At 69.6% G+C, this 16,578-nt stretch carries 15 protein-coding genes; 5 read left to right on the forward strand and 10 right to left on the reverse strand.

Annotated elements, in window-relative coordinates; translation table 11 throughout:
- Window positions 1-128: 128 nt before the first annotated feature.
- On the forward strand, window positions 129-1,040 hold the full coding sequence (locus tag ASC56_RS04335) for a TerD family protein (RefSeq protein ID WP_055489839.1): 912 nt from the start codon (window positions 129-131) through the stop codon (window positions 1,038-1,040).
- A gap of 94 nt (window positions 1,041-1,134) precedes the next feature.
- Here ASC56_RS04335 and ASC56_RS04340 read toward each other — a convergent pair whose 3' ends face one another.
- The 6 genes from ASC56_RS04340 to ASC56_RS04365 all read right to left on the reverse strand — a co-directional run bounded on the left by ASC56_RS04340 (window position 1,135) and on the right by ASC56_RS04365 (window position 6,370).
- Window positions 1,135-1,869: a Tellurium resistance gene (locus tag ASC56_RS04340; protein WP_055489840.1), complete on the reverse strand. Its 735-nt coding sequence runs from the start codon at window positions 1,867-1,869 to the stop codon at window positions 1,135-1,137.
- Between the two features lie 99 nt (window positions 1,870-1,968).
- A complete protein-coding gene (locus tag ASC56_RS04345) occupies window positions 1,969-3,117 on the reverse strand; it encodes a DUF475 domain-containing protein (RefSeq protein ID WP_055489841.1) in 1,149 nt (382 codons plus the stop codon).
- Window positions 3,118-3,289: 172 nt separating this feature from the next.
- The gene (locus ASC56_RS04350) at window positions 3,290-3,865 is read right to left on the reverse strand and encodes a TerD family protein (protein ID WP_055489842.1); all 576 of its coding nucleotides are present in this window, start codon (window positions 3,863-3,865) and stop codon (window positions 3,290-3,292) included.
- 708 nt (window positions 3,866-4,573) lie between these two features.
- On the reverse strand, window positions 4,574-5,149 hold the full coding sequence (locus ASC56_RS04355) for a TerD family protein (protein WP_055490162.1): 576 nt from the start codon (window positions 5,147-5,149) through the stop codon (window positions 4,574-4,576).
- Between the two features lie 113 nt (window positions 5,150-5,262).
- Window positions 5,263-5,721, reverse strand: a complete 459-nt coding sequence (locus tag ASC56_RS04360) for a peroxiredoxin (RefSeq protein WP_055489843.1) — start codon at window positions 5,719-5,721, stop codon at window positions 5,263-5,265.
- A 211-nt stretch (window positions 5,722-5,932) separates the two neighbouring features.
- Complete coding sequence (locus tag ASC56_RS04365) at window positions 5,933-6,370, reverse strand: DUF3052 domain-containing protein (protein WP_055489844.1); 438 nt, start codon at window positions 6,368-6,370, stop codon at window positions 5,933-5,935.
- A 426-nt stretch (window positions 6,371-6,796) separates the two neighbouring features.
- Here ASC56_RS04365 and aceE point away from each other — a divergent pair, with 426 nt between their 5' ends.
- Window positions 6,797-9,544: a pyruvate dehydrogenase (acetyl-transferring), homodimeric type gene (gene aceE, locus ASC56_RS04370; protein ID WP_055489845.1), complete on the forward strand. Its 2,748-nt coding sequence runs from the start codon at window positions 6,797-6,799 to the stop codon at window positions 9,542-9,544.
- Between the two features lie 115 nt (window positions 9,545-9,659).
- On the opposite strand, the gene ASC56_RS04375 is transcribed toward aceE, so the two are convergent.
- Both ASC56_RS04375 and ASC56_RS04380 read right to left on the reverse strand, forming a co-directional pair.
- Window positions 9,660-9,995: a hypothetical protein gene (locus tag ASC56_RS04375; RefSeq protein ID WP_055490163.1), complete on the reverse strand. Its 336-nt coding sequence runs from the start codon at window positions 9,993-9,995 to the stop codon at window positions 9,660-9,662.
- 259 nt (window positions 9,996-10,254) lie between these two features.
- A complete protein-coding gene (locus tag ASC56_RS04380; protein WP_055489846.1) occupies window positions 10,255-11,883 on the reverse strand; it encodes an MFS transporter in 1,629 nt (542 codons plus the stop codon).
- A gap of 112 nt (window positions 11,884-11,995) precedes the next feature.
- Between ASC56_RS04380 and ASC56_RS04385 the strand changes: the two genes are divergently transcribed.
- From ASC56_RS04385 to ASC56_RS04395, 3 genes are all read left to right on the forward strand, one after another.
- Window positions 11,996-12,637, forward strand: a complete 642-nt coding sequence (locus tag ASC56_RS04385) for a TetR family transcriptional regulator (RefSeq protein ID WP_055489847.1) — start codon at window positions 11,996-11,998, stop codon at window positions 12,635-12,637.
- Between the two features lie 231 nt (window positions 12,638-12,868).
- Window positions 12,869-14,086: an alpha/beta hydrolase gene (locus ASC56_RS04390; protein WP_055489848.1), complete on the forward strand. Its 1,218-nt coding sequence runs from the start codon at window positions 12,869-12,871 to the stop codon at window positions 14,084-14,086.
- Between the two features lie 66 nt (window positions 14,087-14,152).
- Window positions 14,153-15,007 (forward strand): DUF4429 domain-containing protein, encoded by an 855-nt coding sequence (locus ASC56_RS04395; RefSeq protein ID WP_079102284.1) that lies wholly within the window; start codon window positions 14,153-14,155, stop codon window positions 15,005-15,007.
- A gap of 60 nt (window positions 15,008-15,067) precedes the next feature.
- Here the strand turns inward: ASC56_RS04395 and ASC56_RS04400 are convergent, their stop codons facing one another.
- Complete coding sequence (locus ASC56_RS04400; protein ID WP_055489850.1) at window positions 15,068-16,084, reverse strand: aldo/keto reductase; 1,017 nt, start codon at window positions 16,082-16,084, stop codon at window positions 15,068-15,070.
- Window positions 16,084-16,557 (reverse strand): MerR family transcriptional regulator, encoded by a 474-nt coding sequence (locus ASC56_RS04405; protein ID WP_055490164.1) that lies wholly within the window; start codon window positions 16,555-16,557, stop codon window positions 16,084-16,086. Before ASC56_RS04405 ends, ASC56_RS04400 begins: the two co-directional genes overlap by 1 nt.
- Window positions 16,558-16,578 lie beyond the last annotated feature (21 nt).

The raw sequence follows: 16,578 nt of genomic DNA on the forward strand, positions 1-16,578 counted from the left end.
GGTTCCCGTCGGGCATGAAGTTCAGGTAACCCGACTGTGTCCGGGGGCGGGTCGGTGGCAGGTCGGGGGCGCGCCGGGGCCCCACCCCTGCGTTGTCGTGACCAGGACCGAGAAGGCAGGATGACGGCATGACGCACGCGATGGTGAAGGGGTCGAACGTACCGCTCCAGGCCACGGCGGTACGGGCGGTGCTGCGCTGGGCCTCGGGGCAGGGCGTCCCGGAGGTCGACGCCTCGGCGCTGCTGCTCGCTCCCGACGGGCGTGTGCGGTCCGACGAGGACTTCGTCTTCTACAACCAGCCCCGGCATCCCTCGGGGAAGGTCCGGCTGCTCGGCAAGAAGCGAGAGGCGGACGGGCCGACCGACACGATTCAGGCGGATCTGTCGGGGGTCGAGCCCGGCGTGGGACGCATCCTGCTGGTCGCCTCGGCGGACGACGTCGCCTTCGACCGGGTGCGGGGGCTGCGGATCCTGCTGTACGACGCGGCGCGCACGGAGGGCGAGCCGCTGGCGTACTTCGACATCAAGCCGGAGACGGGCGCGGAGACGGCACTGATCTGCGGGGAGCTGTACCGGCGGGGCGACGGCTGGAAGTTCCGGGCGCTCGGCGAGGGCTACTCGAACGGACTGAAGGGCCTCGCGAACGACTTCGGCATCTCGGTGGACGAGTCGGAGACCCCGCCGGCCGATGGGGGTACCCCCGCAGGAACGCAGCCCGGAGTCGGGGAGGGTTCGGTCCCCGTGGGGGGCACGGCGCCGGTGGCCGTCGCGCCCGAGGTGTCGGTACCCCTGCCGCCGGAGCAGCCGGTGCCGCGGCAGCCGACGTACGGGTATCCGCCGGAGCCCGCTCAGCCGGCGGCCGCGGCGGCCACCGTGCAGCCCGCCTACGGGTATCCGCAGCCGGCGTACGGCTATCCACAGGCGCAGACGGCCGGGGCGGTCGCGCCGGCCTACGGCTACCCGCCCACGGCCGCGCCGGCACCGGACCCCAGCTTCACGCTGCCGCCGCAGGGGCCGCAGTTCATCGGGCGCCAAGGCTAGGGCCCTGGGTCCCTAGGGCCCTTCTGACACCCGGGCTGTGTCCGGCGGGCCCGCGCCACGACGGCCATGACGGCCACGGCGGCCCCCGTGGCCCTCACGCCTTGGTCTTGTAGCCGCGGCCCCACTGCAGGCCCCACCCGTACAGGCGGTCCAGTTCCGCCTGGAAGCCGTAGACGAACTTCACCTCGCGGCGGACGACGAGCTCGCCCTTGGGGTTGTTCTCGATCATGACGACGGCGCAGGAGCGGGCCTGCGGATGGCGTTCGTCGAGGCCGATCTCGATGCGGGGGCCGTTGCTGGGGTAGAGCGTGACCACCGCGTGCGTACGGTCGAACGCGGGCGTCTGGTCGTAGATGTAGACGAAGATCAGCAGCCGCTTGAAGTCGTCCCGGTGGTCGAGGTTGACGAAGATCGTCTCACCTGTGCCGGAGCCGAACCGGTCGTCGCCGCTGAGCTTGATGTACGGAGGGTCGTTGAGCTCTCCGAAGAAGCCGCCCAGCGGTTGCACCACGCCCTTGGTGCCGTCGGTCAGCTCGTACATGCACCCCAGGTCGAGGTCGACGTTGACCATGCTCTGGGTGTGCGCCTGGACGACCTCCGGGGTGAACAGCCGGAGGGGGTGGCGCAGCAGACCGCCCCGCTCGGGGCCGCCGATGTCCGAGGTCCGCATGCGCCACGACAGGTTGATGCGCAGATTGCCGTTCGCCGCGCCCTGTTTGGTGAGTGACACCCGGTGGTGCCGCTTGCTCAGCTCGATCGCGTTGGTCGCCGCGCTGCCCGAGTCGAACTCCGTCGCGCGCCCGCGCCACACGTTCTCCCAGAAGCCCATGCCCGCCCCCTGTACATACGGTTCAACAGCCGCGGGGCGGCCGCCGAGGACGAGTCCCCACGGCCGCCCCGAACAGAGCGTTCCTCACCCCACGGGGTGTCACACCCCGGACGAGACCTCAGTCTTCTCGTCCGAGTCCGTCCCCTTTCCCTCCGCCTCGGCGAGCGCCCGGTTGCGGCGCACGGAGGACCAGAAGGACCAGGCGATCAGGACCACGCCGACGAGACCGGTGATCACCTCGTTGATCTGGTACTGGATGGTGACGAGGAGGATCACGGCGAGCGCGCCGATCGCGTAGTGCGCGCCGTGCTCCAGGTAGACGTAGTCGTCGAGGGTGCCCTGACGGACCAGGTAGACCGTCAGCGACCGGACGTACATCGCGCCGATGCCGAGGCCGAGCGCCATCAGGACGATGTCGTTCGTGATGGCGAAGGCGCCGATCACTCCGTCGAAGGAGAAGGACGCGTCCAGGACCTCCAGGTAGAGGAACATGAAGAACGCGGCCTTGCCGGCGAGGGCGACCGCCGAGCGCTGCTTGCCGGTGCGCCTGGCCTCTTCCTCCTCCTCGTGCTCGCGCTCCTCCTCTTCCTCCAGCCGGTCCTCGAAGTAGCCGGAGAGACCGCCGACGATCATGTAGGTGACCAGGCCGGCGATGCCGGCGATCAGTACCGTCTGCGCCTTGTCGACGTGCGCGCCGCCGTGCTGGTGGGCGTGGGCGGCGAAGGTCATGGAGGCGATCAGCAGGACGACCAGCGAGATGCAGACCGACAGCATGTCGACCTTGCCGAGCTTGGCGAGCGGGCGCTCGATCCAGCGCAGCCACTGGATGTCCCGGTCCTCGAAGATGAAGTCCAGGAAGATCATCAGCAGGAACATGCCACCGAAGGCGGCGATCGCCGGGTGGGCGTCCGTGACCAGCTGCTGGTACTGGTCCTTGTCGGTCAGCGCGAGGTTGACCGCGTCTATCGGGCTCTTCTTCGCGGTGACGGCGACGATCACGACGGGGAAGACCAGCCGCATACCGAAGACGGCGATCAGCACGCCCACCGTGAGGAAGATCTTCTGCCAGAAGGCACTCATCTTCTTCAGGATTCCGGCGTTGACCACCGCGTTGTCGAAGGACAGCGAGATCTCCAGGATGGACAGGATCGCCACGATGCCGAGGGCGGTCCACCCCCCGTAGAGGACCGCTAGGGCCAAGCCGACCGCGGTGACCGCGAACGACCAGCCGAACGTTTTCAGAAGCACTGGCTACCCAATCCGTATGTGTACGGGATCCCCGTCGCCGTACTCGGCTTTACTCAACGTTGACCCCGAGTCTAGAGGGATACCTCTCCCTCCGGGACACACAGGTTGGTCACGACGGGAGAGTCACCTTGGTTCCCGTGGCCTCAGGGATCGCCCCTCGCGACAGCCGGTTTTACGAAACGTTGACCCCGAAGTCCAGGGCGATCCCCCGCAGACCGGACGCGTAGCCCTGTCCCACCGCGCGGAACTTCCACTCGCCTCCGTAGCGGTAGACCTCGCCGAAGATCATGGCCGTTTCGGTGGAGGCGTCCTCGCTGAGGTCGTAGCGGGCGAGTTCCTGGCCGTCGGCCTGGTTGACGACACGGATGAAGGCGTTGCTGACCTGACCGAAGGTCTGGCCGCGCTCATCGGCCAGATGGATGGAGACCGGGAACACGATCTTGTCGCACTGGGCCGGCACCTTGGAGAGGTCGACGATGATCGACTCGTCGTCGCCCTCGCCCTCGCCCGTGAGGTTGTCGCCGGTGTGCTGGACGGAGCCGTCCGGGCTCGTCAGCTGGTTGTAGAAGACGAACCACTCGTCACCGAGGACGCGGCCTCCGCTGCACAGCAGCGCGCTGGCGTCCAGGTCGAAGGGCGCTCCGGTGGTGGAGCGCGCGTCCCAGCCGAGCCCGATCATCACCTGCGTGAGATTCGGCGCGGCCTTGGAGAGGGAGACGTTGCCTCCCTTGGCGAGCGTGACGCCCATGATCCTGATCCTCCCCGAGATACGACAACGTCCCGGGAGCGAAGCCCCCCGGGGGTGGGGGTCGATCCCCCGTGGTGGGGACCCGTCCCCGGTGGGGGCTGGCCCCGGTGGTGGAGGCTTGCCCCCGGTGGGGGCTGGCCCCGGTGGTGGAGGCTTGCCCCCCGGTGGGGGCTGGCCCCGGTGGTGGAGGCTTGCCCCCCGGTGCGGGCTGGCCCCGGTGGTGGAGGCTTGCCCCCCGGTGGGGGCTGGCCCCGGTGGTGGAGGCTTGCCCCCCGGTGCGGGCTGGCCCCGGTGGTGGAGGCTTGCCCCCCGGTGCGGGCTGGCCCCGGTGGTGGAGGCTTGCCCCCCGGTGGGGGCTGGCCCCCCGTGGTGGGGACCTGCCCTCGGTAGTTGGGGCTTGCCCCGGTGGTGGGGGCTTACCCCCGGGTAGTGGGGACCTGCCCCGGTGGTGGGGACCTGCCCTCGGTAGTTGGGGCTTGCCCCGGTGGTGGGGGCTTACCCCCGGGTAGTGGGGACCTGCCCCGGTGGTGGGGACCTGCCCTCGGTAGTTGGGGCTTGCCCCGGTGGTGGGGGCTTACCCCCGGGTAGTGGGGACCTGCCCCGGTGGTAGGGGCTTCGGCGGCAACCCCTGGTGTGCGTCCGGCGCCGCACTCCCACCGGAGTGCGGCGCCGGAGGCGGTTGAGCCCTTGTCCGCTGCCGCGCTCGGCTCAGACGTTCACTCCGAAGTCCTGCGCGATCCCGCGCAGGCCCGACGCGTAGCCCTGGCCGATGGCGCGGAACTTCCACTCGGCCCCGTGGCGGTACAGCTCGCCGAAGACCATGGCGGTCTCGGTGGAGGCGTCCTCGCTCAGGTCGTACCGCGCGATCTCCTGCTGGTTGGCCTGGTTGACCACGCGGATGAACGCGTTGCGCACCTGGCCGAAGGACTGCTGGCGGTTCTCCGCGTCGTAGATCGAGACCGGGAAGACGATCTTCTCCACGTCGGCCGGCACCGCGGCGAGGTTGACCTTGATCGCCTCGTCGTCGCCCTCGCCCTCACCCGTGAGGTTGTCGCCGGTGTGCTCCACCGACCCGTCCGGGCTCTTGAGGTTGTTGAAGAACACGAAGTTCTGGTCGCTGCCGACCTTCCCCGACGCGTTCAGCAGCAGGGCGCTGGCGTCCAGGTCGAAGTCGCTGCCGGTCGTGGTGCGGACGTCCCAGCCCAGACCGACGAGGACCGCGGTCAGGCCCGGGGCCTCCTTGGTCAGCGATACGTTGCCGCCCTTGCTGAGGCTGACTCCCACGAGTCCTCCCATTGGTGTCCAGGGGCGGGGAGCCCCGTCGTGCGTTGGTATCGGATCAACGAGTCGATCCTAGTGACGGGTTCCCACGCCGCGCAGGCCGTGAGACCCGACGATCACAGGGTGTCGAGCGCCTTCACGTACTCGTTCAGGTCACGCGCGTCCGGCAGGCCGTTGACCACGGTCCACCGCACCACACCCTCCTTGTCGATGACGAAGGTCCCGCGCACCGCGCAACCCTTGTCCTCGTCGAAGACGCCGTAGGCGCGCGAAGTGTTGCCGTGCGGCCAGAAGTCGGACAGCAGGGGGTACTCCAGGCCCTCCTGCTCGGCGAAGACGCGCAGGGTGTGGATGGAGTCGTTGGAGACCGCGAGCAGCTGGGTGTCGTCGTTGACGAACTTCGGCAGGTTGTCGCGCAGCGCGCACAGCTCGCCGGTGCACACACCGGTGAAGGCGAACGGGTAGAAGAGCAGCACCACGTTCTTCTCACCGCGGAAGTCCGAGAGCTGCACGGTCGCGCCGTGGTTGTCCTTGAGCTCGAAGTCGGGGGCCTTGTCGCCGACCTGGATCGCCATGGTCCTGCATCCCTTTCGGTGGGCTGTTCGGATGGGACCCACCCTACGCAGTGATCACGGCACGCCGAGGGACGGGCTGGGCAACTCGGCCACTTCGAGCACGACCCAGCCCGTCCGGCGTGTGAGGACGAAGCCGTTCAGACCGCAGGGGGTCCGGGGGCCCCGCCCCCGGAATTCGGCCATACCGGCCCACGGCGCTGCCGGCGCAGCGTCACCGCTTGGACTTGGCGGCCTTCGGCGTCACCAGACGCGAGCCGCTCCAGTCCTTGCCCACGCTGACACTCTTGGACGCCGACAGGCCCGCCGTCGTCGCGGCTTCAGAGATGTCGCTCGGCTCCACATAGCCCCTACGGCCGGTCTTCGGCGTCAGGAGCAGGATCGAACCGCCTTCTTCGATGTACGTGGTGGCGTCCACCAGCACATCGGTCAGGTCGCCGTCCTCGTCGCGGAACCACAGCACCACGGCATCGGCGACGTCGTCGTAGTCCTCGTCCACGAGCTCGCTGCCGATGACTTCCTCAATGGCCTCGCGGAGCTCCTGGTCGACGTCGTCGTCGTAGCCGATCTCCTGGACCACCTGCTCGGGCTGGAACCCCAGCCTCGCGGCAGGGTTCGTCCGCTCCTCCGCGTGGTCCGCGGTCGCGCTCACGGGTTGCCTCCTGATCATGTCTTGGTGAGTATCTCAGCCACGCGCGTACGCGAAGCATTGGCCGTAGTCCACACGGGCGGGACGGATCGCGCAAGTACCCGGCGGTTCAGACCGCCGAAACGGTGACGATCCTGGCCGTGTCGCCGCAACTCCAGGCACGGTATCGCGCCGGAGGGTGATCCACACCACACCGTTCTGCCCGGTTTGCGCATTCTGGAATCCTTCGCGGGTACGAGACTCGAATGACTTTGCGGGACGCGTCATGCACTGGGCGTATCGTTACGTTTCGGCCGGGCCCGCCCCCTGATCATCCGTCCACCTCGTGGTTACCTCACGGTAGAGATGACGTTTCGCTTCCCCGAGGTACACGATGGGGATCGGTGCAGGCACATTGGAAAAGTGGCCCTCTGACAGGTAAGGAACAGCGTGGCTTCCGGATCCGATCGCAATCCGATCATCATTGGCGGCCTTCCGAGTCAGGTTCCTGACTTCGACCCCGAGGAAACCCAGGAGTGGCTCGACTCCCTCGATGCCGCCGTGGACGAGCGCGGCCGTGAGCGGGCCCGCTACCTGATGCTCCGTCTGATCGAGCGGGCCCGCGAGCGGCGCGTGGCCGTGCCCGAGATGCGCAGCACGGACTACGTCAACACCATCCCCACCAAGAGCGAGCCGTTCTTCCCCGGCAACGAGGAGATCGAGCGCAAGATCCTCAACGCCACGCGGTGGAACGCCGCCGTCATGGTCTCCCGGGCCCAGCGCCCCGGCATCGGGGTCGGCGGCCACATCGCCACCTTCGCCTCCTCCGCCTCGCTGTACGACGTGGGCTTCAACCACTTCTTCCGCGGCAAGGACGAGGGCGACGGCGGTGACCAGGTCTTCTTCCAGGGCCACGCCTCGCCGGGCATCTACGCACGCGCGTACCTCCTGGACCGGCTCACCGAGCAGCACCTGGACGGGTTCCGCCAGGAGAAGTCCAAGGCGCCGTACGGGCTCTCCAGCTACCCGCACCCGCGCTCCATGCCGGACTTCTGGGAGTTCCCGACGGTCTCCATGGGCCTGGGCCCGATCGGCGCGATCTACCAGGCGCGCATGAACCGCTACATGGAGGCGCGCGGCATCGCGGACACCTCCCGGTCGCATGTCTGGGCGTTCCTCGGCGACGGCGAGATGGACGAGCCGGAGTCGCTCGGACAGCTGACCCTCGCCGCCCGCGAGGGGCTCGACAACCTGACCTTCGTGGTCAACTGCAACCTGCAGCGCCTGGACGGTCCGGTCCGCGGCAACGGCAAGATCATCCAGGAGCTGGAGTCGGTGTTCCGGGGCGCCGGCTGGAACGTGATCAAGCTGATCTGGGACCGCTCCTGGGACCCGCTGCTGGCCCAGGACCGGGACGGCGTCCTGGTCAACAAGATGAACATCACGCCGGACGGCCAGTTCCAGACGTACGCGACCGAGTCCGGTGCCTACATCCGTGAGCACTTCTTCGGCGACGACCACCGGCTGCGCGCGATGGTCGAGCACATGACCGACGACCAGATCCTGCACCTCGGCCGTGGCGGTCACGACCACCGGAAGATCTTCGCGGCGTTCTCGGCGGCCAAGGCCCACAAGGGCCAGCCGACCGTGATCCTGGCCAAGACGATCAAGGGCTGGACGCTGGGGCCGAACTTCGAGGGCCGCAACGCCACGCACCAGATGAAGAAGCTGACGGTCGCCGACCTCAAGCACTTCCGCGACCGTCTGCACCTGCCGATCTCCGACAAGGAACTGGAGTCCGGCCTGCCGCCGTACTACCACCCGGGCCGGGACTCGGAGGAGCTCCAGTACATGCACGACCGCCGCAGGTCGCTCGGCGGGTACGTCCCGACGCGCGTCGTGCGGTCGAAGCCGCTCCAGCTGCCGGACGACAAGACGTACGCGACCGTGAAGAAGGGCTCCGGCCAGCAGTCGATCGCCACGACCATGGCGTTCGTCCGGCTGCTGAAGGACCTCATGCGGGACAAGGAGCTCGGCAAGCGGTTCGTGCTGATCGCGCCGGACGAGTACCGCACGTTCGGCATGGACTCGTTCTTCCCGAGCGCGAAGATCTACAACCCGCTCGGCCAGCAGTACGAGGCCGTGGACCGTGACCTGCTGCTCGCGTACAAGGAGTCGCCGACCGGGCAGATGCTGCACGACGGCATCTCGGAAGCGGGCTGCACGGCATCGCTGATCGCGGCGGGTTCGGCGTACGCCACCCACGGCGAGCCGCTCATCCCGGTGTACGTCTTCTACTCGATGTTCGGTTTCCAGCGCACCGGCGACCAGTTCTGGCAGATGGCCGACCAGCTGGCGCGTGGATTCGTACTGGGCGCGACCGCCGGCCGTACCACGCTGACCGGTGAGGGCCTGCAGCACGCGGACGGCCACTCGCAGCTGCTCGCCTCGACCAACCCGGCGTGCGTGGCGTACGACCCGGCGTACGGCTACGAGATCGCGCACATCGTGCAGGACGGTCTGCGCCGGATGTACGGCTCCTCGCCCGAGCACCCCAAGGGTGAGGACGTCTTCTACTACCTCACCGTCTACAACGAGCCGATCCAGCACCCGGCCGAGCCCGCGAACGTGGACGTCGAGGGCATCCTCAAGGGCATCCACCGCATCAGCGAGGGCACGTCCGGCACCGTTGCGGCGCAGATCATGGCCTCCGGCGTCGCCGTGCCGTGGGCGCTGGAGGCGCAGAGGATCCTCGCCGAGGAGTGGAACGTGCGGGCCGACGTCTGGTCGGCGACCTCCTGGAACGAGCTGCGGCGCGAGGCCGTCGAGGTGGAGCGGCACAACCTGCTCCACCCGGAGGAGGAGCAGCGCGTCCCGTACGTCACGCAGAAGCTGAGCGGCGCCGAGGGTCCGTTCGTGGCGGTGTCCGACTGGATGCGTTCGGTTCCGGACCAGATCGCGCGCTGGGTGCCGGGTGCCTATCAGTCCCTGGGTGCGGACGGCTTCGGATTCGCCGACACGCGTGGCGCGGCCCGCCGCTTCTTCCACATCGACGCGCAGTCGATCGTGGTCGCGGTGCTCACCGAGCTGGCCACGGCGGGCCGGATCGATCGCTCGGTGCTGAAGCAGGCGATCGACCGCTACCAGCTGCTCGACGTGGCGGCGGCCGCCCCGGGCGCGCCGGGCGGCGACGCATAGGGCGAGCGTGGCGTGAGCCGCGACCGGGCGGTGGGGCCGTGGCCCCACCGCCCGGTCGTCTGTTTCAGGATCGCCCGTCAGTGATCGCTGTCACCAGCCTCCGTGGACAGAACGCCTAGGAGAACGCGGGCGATGCTCCCGCCAGCCAGATGATCGCCAGGAGCGTGTCTATCGCTCCCAGGACCAGGGCGACCAGGGCCGGGACCGGGCGGGTGCCCGCCCAGGTTCGGCCCATGGCCAGCCAGCCGCAGACGACCGCGACCGGCCCCAGAATGATGCCGAGGACGAAGAATCCCGCGATCGCACAGACGACTCCGACGATCCCGAGCGTCGCCCGGTCCGGCCCTCCCCCGAGTTCTCGGCTTCGCTCGAACAGGGGGGATTCCCATCGCGACCACGTCCGGCCTCGTGAACGGGGGTACCCGCGCGTGCCATGTCCGAAGTTCGCCATCGTCAACTCCAGGAACTGTGCGGTCAGTTCGGGTTCGATGGGGCGGGTACCCCCGGTGTGCCGCTTCAGACCTGCCTGCGCGCTGCCCCCCTCCGGCAGCGCGCCGCAGTCCTGCCGTCCCCATGCCGTACGGAGGACGTGACCCACTGTGACCTGCGGCGCGTGCCGGGTGGGAGGGATCTTGAGCGCCTTCACCCGGATAGGCGAACTCGGCCCGAGAGCGACCCCGGCCCGAGCGCCTCGTCGGGGCCGGACGGCGTCAGATGTGCGCCGCCCCCGCGCCCGCCTCCCCGTTCTCGCCGCGCTTGGTGAGCAGCGCGACCAGCACCGCGACCGCGGCGACACCGGCGGCGACCAGACAGGCCAGGCTCATACCGGAGATGAAAGTGTCGTGCGCGACGCCCGTGATCTTCGCGGCGATCGCGGTCGGCACGCCCTTCGGCACCGGGGCGACGCCCTGCTGGACCGCCTGCGAGGCCATGTCGAGCTGGGCGGGGGTGAGCGGCGGCAGTTTGGCCGCGGCCCAGTTGCCCGGGAGGTCGCCGTCCACGCGGGAGGCCATCACCGCGCCCAGGACCGCCGTGCCGAGGCTGCCGCCGATCTGCATCGCGGCCTGCTGGAGGCCGCCCGCGACGCCGGAGAGCTCCATCGGCGCGTTGCCCACGATGACCTCGGTGGCGCCGACCATCACCGGGGCGAGACCGAGACCGAGCAGGGCGAACCAGATCGACATGACGGCGCTGCCCGTGCCCGCCTCCAGCCTGGACATGCCGAACATGGCGACCGCGGTGAGCACCATGCCGCCGGCCAGCGGGATGCGCGGTCCGGCCTTGGTGATCACGGCGCCCGCGAGCGGGGAGCCGACGATCATCATGCCGGTCAGCGGCAGCAGGTGCAGGCCCGCGTCGACCGGGGTCATCCCATGGACGTTCTGCAGGTAGAAGGTGACGAAGAACAGGCCGCCCATGAAGGCGATCGCCATGAGGACCATCAGCACGACGCCCGCCGACAGCGGCACCGAGCGGAACAGCGCCAGGGGGATCAGCGGTTCCTTCATCCTGTTCTCCCAGAAGGAGAAGAGGGCGAAGCCCAGCACGGACGCGCCGATGAAGAGCCAGGTCCTGCCGTCGCCCCAGCCCCAGGCCGGGGCCTTGATGAGCGCCCAGACCAGGCAGAACATGGCGCCCGACAGCAGCCCGATGCCGAGCAGGTCGAAGGAGCGCGGCGCGTTCTGGGCGCGGTGGTCCCTGAGGATCAGCAGGCCGAGGATCAGCGCGAGGGCGCCGACCGGCACGTTGATGAAGAAGACGGACTGCCAGCTGACGTGCTGGACGAGCAGACCGCCGAGGATCGGGCCGCCCGCGGTGGAGGCGCCGATGACCATGCCCCAGATGCCGATCGCCATGTTCAGCTTCTCGGCCGGGAAGGTGGCCCGCAGCAGGCCGAGCGCGGCGGGCATCAGCAGCGCGCCGAACAGCCCCTGGAAGACCCGGAAGGTCACGACGAAGGCGATGCTGTTGGACAGACCGATGGCCCCGGAGGCGGCGGCGAAGCCGACCACGCCGATCAGGAAGGTCTGGCGGTGGCCGAAGCGGTCACCGAGCTTGCCCGCGGTGATCAGGGTGACCGCGAGGGACAGGAAGTACGCGTTGGTGATCCACTGGACGTCGGCGAAGCTGGCGCCGAGGTCCTTGGCGATGGCCGGGTTGGCGATGGCCACGATGGTGCCGTCGAGGGCGACCATCATCACGCCGATGGCGACCGAGACGAGGGTGAGCCACGGGTGGCCGCGCAGTCCGCGCTCCGGCGCCCCCGCGGTCGGGGCCGTCGACGTTCTGGACGTCTTGTCCCCCGGTTCCGTCGCGTCGACGGTGGTCTGACTAGTCATGCGTTCGAGGCTAGTGACAGCCACTGACAATTGACAAACCAATTCACAAGTCGGTAACTGTCACGCAACTCGCCGATAGGGTGCACCAGGGGGATGAACGAGATGAGGACGCATGGGGACGGCGCCGCGAACAGGGCTGCGTGAGCGCAAGAAGCAGCGCACCCGGGACGCACTGCTGCGCGCCGCGCTGGAACTGTTCCTCGCGCAGGGGTACGAGCGGACGACCGTCGACGAGATCGCCGAGGCCGTGGACGTCTCGCAGCGCACCTTCTTCCGGTACTTCGCCGGCAAGGAGGAGGCCGTCTTCTTCGCCCACTCCGTCGCGCAGTCGCAGTTCGTGGAGGCGGTGCGCGGGCGACCTCCCCACGAGGCGCCGCTGGAGGCGCTGCGGCAGGCGGTCCTGGAGGGCTGGGACGGCATCGGAGAGGCCGTCGAGCGGATCGTCCCGCTCGAACTCCATCTGCGCACCTACCGGTTGATCGAGTCGACACCGGCCCTGTTCGCCACCCATCTGCGCCGTTCGGCGGAGCTGGAGGAGGAGATCGCCCGCGTGATCGCCGAGCGCGAGGGACTCGACATCGACACGGACCCGCGGCCGCGTGTCGCGGTGGCGGTGTTCGGCGGGGTGATCCGCGTCACAGAACGGCTGTGGTGTGCGCGTGAGGACGTCAGCGTGGCCGCGATCCGGGAGCTGACCGCCTCCTATCTCGACGCGGTGCGCCCCGCGTTGGCGGAGCAGTGGCGCACGGAGTGACGGCCCGTCGACCCCCCTGGCGTCAAATGAATTCCGGGTGCACCCGGGCCGAGCAGGGTCGCGGGAGTGAAGGTCGAGTCACACGGCGTGTCAAGTGACGCACACCTCATCGACTTACCGTGACGATCGAACGCAAGGCCCATCCGATTTGCCGCAATTGGCGGTCCGGAAACGTGAGACGCGTCACTCGGTTAACGCGAGACACTCTCGTTCTCCTAGTGTGTCCTTTCAGTGACTTCCTTCGACACCTCCCCGCAACTCAACGTCTGGCGCGCACTGCTCGCGCTGGCCGTGGTCTTCGTGATGCTCGCGACGACCGGCTGGACCGCCGTGCGCAGCCACCGTGGCGCGACGCCCCTGGAGGCGTCGCGTTCCGCGTGGGAGCACGGCCGGATCGACGGGCACAAGCTGCCGTCCCCCGACGGCTCCCCGGTCCGGCTCGCCCACTTCTTCGCCTCGCTCGACGCCCATCAGCGCGCCCGGCTCGCCCACCGCTACCCGCTCGCGGTCGGCAACATGAACGGGGCGCCCGTACGGCTGCGCTACGAGGCCAACCGCACCGCCCTCGACCAGCAGCGCAGGATCGAGCGCGCCCGGATGCACGACGACCGGCTGTCGCCCGTCGGCCAGCAGGACGCGGGCCGCCTCATGCACCGCTTCGAGGCGCTGATGGACCCGGGCCGGCAGATCCTCGCCTTCGACCCGGAGGGCTCGGGCCGAATCGCGGAGGTCTTCGGCAACCTGGACAAGGCCCAGCGGATCTCGGTCGTCGTGCCCGGTGTCGACACCGACCTGCTGACCTTCCAGCGCACCTTCCGCCAGTACTCCGCGCCGGTCGGCATGGCCCAGTCGTTGTACACGGCCGAGCAGGCGGCCAGCCCCCGGACCCGTACGGCTGTGATCGCCTGGGCCGACTACACCGCGCCCGGCGGGCTCGGTGTGGAGGCGGCGACGGCGATGCGCGCCGAGGAGGGCGCCGTCCGGCTGAACGCCCTCGTCCGCGCCCTGCCCGGCGGCTCGCCCGTCCAGCTCTACTGCCACAGCTACGGCTCGGTGCTGTGCGGGGTCGCCGCCCACGCGCTGCCCCCACGGGTGTCCGACATCGCGGTGGCGGGCAGCCCCGGCATGCGGACCGAGACCACCGCGGGGCTGCACACCACGGCCCGTGTGTGGGCCATGCGGGACGCCGACGACTGGATCAAGGATGTGCCCTACCTGGAGGTCGGCGGCCTGGGCCATGGCGCCGACCCGGTCGCCCTCGGCTTCGGGGCGCGGGTGCTGTCGGCGCGGGGAGCGAAGGGTCACGCCGGCTATTTCGAGCCGGGCACCGACAGCTTGCGCAACTTCGCCGAGATCGGCGTCGGCGCGTATCACTCGGTGGACTGCGCCCGCGACGACGACGCGTGCCGGACGGGTTTGTCCGGCACGGCGTCAGTCGGACGCGCGTAGAGAGACAGGAATTGCGGTCTGCCCGGGGAGGCGACGGAGGAGCGCGTGCCGCATACGATGAGCCGCATGGGTGACGTACTGGCCGGATTTCATGCCGCCTGGGAGTTCGAGTCCGACTCCGTGCTCATCCGCTTCGAACGGGGGATTCGTACACCGAAGCTGTTCCAGGCGCTCGGTGAACGCCGTGTCCCCCTGGAGGCGATCGCGGGGGTGACGCTGACTCAGGGCAAGCGCGGAACCGTCGTGCTGCACGCGGTGCCGAGGCCCGGGGCCGATCCGCTGATGGAGGCGGCGGCGGGGCAGCTCAAGGAGACCTCCGACCCCTATCGCCTGGTGCTGCCCGCCGACCGCGAGTCCCTCGCCGAGTACTACGCGGACGAACTGCGTGCCCGGCTCACCGGGGACGACACCCCGGCCGAGGGGTTTCTGGTCGCGCCGCCCGAGGCGCCACGGCAGTTCAAGGCGTACGACGGCAAGGCGTCCTTCGACGGCAAGGCGGTGTCCTTCCGCTGGTTCTGGACGGGCGCGTCGTCCGCCAAGTGGAAGGCCGGCGACCAGAGTTTCCCGGTCGCCGGCCTCAGCGGGGTCGAGTGGCGCTCCCCCGAACTGTTCGAGGGGCATCTGCGGCTGCTGCGCCGTGAGACGAACGGTGCGCGGCCGGGGCAGCCGGACCAGGATCCGGCCGCCGTGGTCTTCGGGCTCGGCTACGGGCCCGTGCACGAGTCGTTGCCGTTCGCCGCGGCGGTGCTGGCTGCGGTGCGGGCCGCCGGGGCAGGGCCCCTGGCGTCGGTGCCAGGGCCCCGCCGCGATCCGGCCGACATCGCCGAGCGGATCCGGCACCTCGGCGAGCTCCACGAGGCGGGGCTCGTCACGGACGAGGAGTTCTCCACCAAGAAGGCGGAGCTGCTGGCGGAGCTCTAGGGGTCCTTGCACTGTGAGCGCCCGATGCACCATGAGCGCCCGATGAGGTCCCGCGGGGTCCTACTCCCGTCCCGCCGACGCGAAGGTCATGTCCGGGTAGCGGTCGCCTGCGACCTTGGCCGCGATCGGTTCCAGGAGGGCCAGTTCTTCGGCCGTCAGGACGATCCGCGTCGCCGCCACGTTCTCCTCGACCCGCGAGCGCTTGGTCGTGCCCGGGATCGGGACGACCGGCAGGCCGTGGACCGTGGCCTGCTGCTGCACCCACGCCAGCGCGATCTGCGCCGGAGAGGCGCCATGGGCCTCGGCCACCGCCCGGATCGGTTCCAGGAGCACCACGTTGGCGGCCGCGTTCTCGCCGGTGAAGCGGGGCATCGTACGGCGGAAGTCCTGGTCCGTGAGGTCGGTGTCCGCGTTGGCGAAGGAGCCCGTGAGGAAGCCCCGGCCGAGGGGCGAGTACGGCACCAGCGCCACACCCAGCTCCTTGGCGGCCGACACCACGTGCGCCTCGATGTCCCGGCTGAACAGCGACCACTCCGACTGCACGGCGGCGATCGGGTGGACGGCCTGGGCCGCGCGCAGTTCGCCGGCCGTGACCTCGCTGAGCCCGAGGTGCTTGACCTTGCCCTCGCGCACCAGCTCCGCCATGGCGGCGACGGCCTCCTCGATCGGCACGTTCACATCGCGGCGGTGCATGTAGTAGAGGTCGATCACGTCGACGTCCAGGCGCTTGAGGCTCGCCTCGACGCACTGCCGGATGTACGGCGGGTCATTGCGGATGATCCGCTTCATCGGGTCGTCCGGCGAGGTCGAGATCGCGAACTTCGTGGCGATGACCACCTCGTCCCGGTGCTCCTTGAAGAACGGCGACAGGAACTTCTCGTTCTCCCCGGCGCCGTACGCGTCCGCCGTGTCGTACAGCGTGACGCCCGCCTCCAGCGCTCGCTCCAGGGTGGCGCGCGACTCCCCGGCGTCCGCGGGGCCGTACGCCCAGCTCATGCCCATGCAGCCGAGTCCCTGCACGCCCACCTCGGGGCCCTCGCCGCCGAGCTGTACCTTCGCGATCCTGCTGTCCGTCATCAGGGCCTCTCCGACGCCAGGGCGTGCCCGGCGTCCGCGTAGAAATCGATCTTGCGGTTGAGCACCGCGAGCGTGTCCTGGAGCTCCGCGATCCGGGCGAGCACGTCCCGACGGGTCGCCTCCAGGAGTTCGTACCGGTCGCGGTACGTGTGGTCTCCGGCGCGGACCAGCTCCGCGTAGCGCACCATGTCGGCGACGGGCATGCCGGTGAGCCGGAGCTTGCCGACGAGGTCGAGCCAGTTCAGGTCGGCATTGCAGTAGCGGCGCTGGCCGGTGTGCGAGCGGTCCACGTGCGGCATCAGCCCGATCCGCTCGTACCAGCGCAGGGTGTGCGCCGTCAGACCGGTGAAGGCGACGACCTCGCTGATCGTGTAGCTGTCCTGCCCGTCGGGGCGGGGGTGCGGCTGGGGCGTGGCGGAGCAGACGTCGGTCCCGTTTCCGGCCGCTTCGGTCAAGGTCTCCATCACCGTCATGACCACCACGCTAAAACCTTG

It is taken from the genome of Streptomyces sp. TP-A0356 (assembly GCF_001417775.1).
GTDB lineage: Bacteria > Actinomycetota > Actinomycetes > Streptomycetales > Streptomycetaceae > Streptomyces.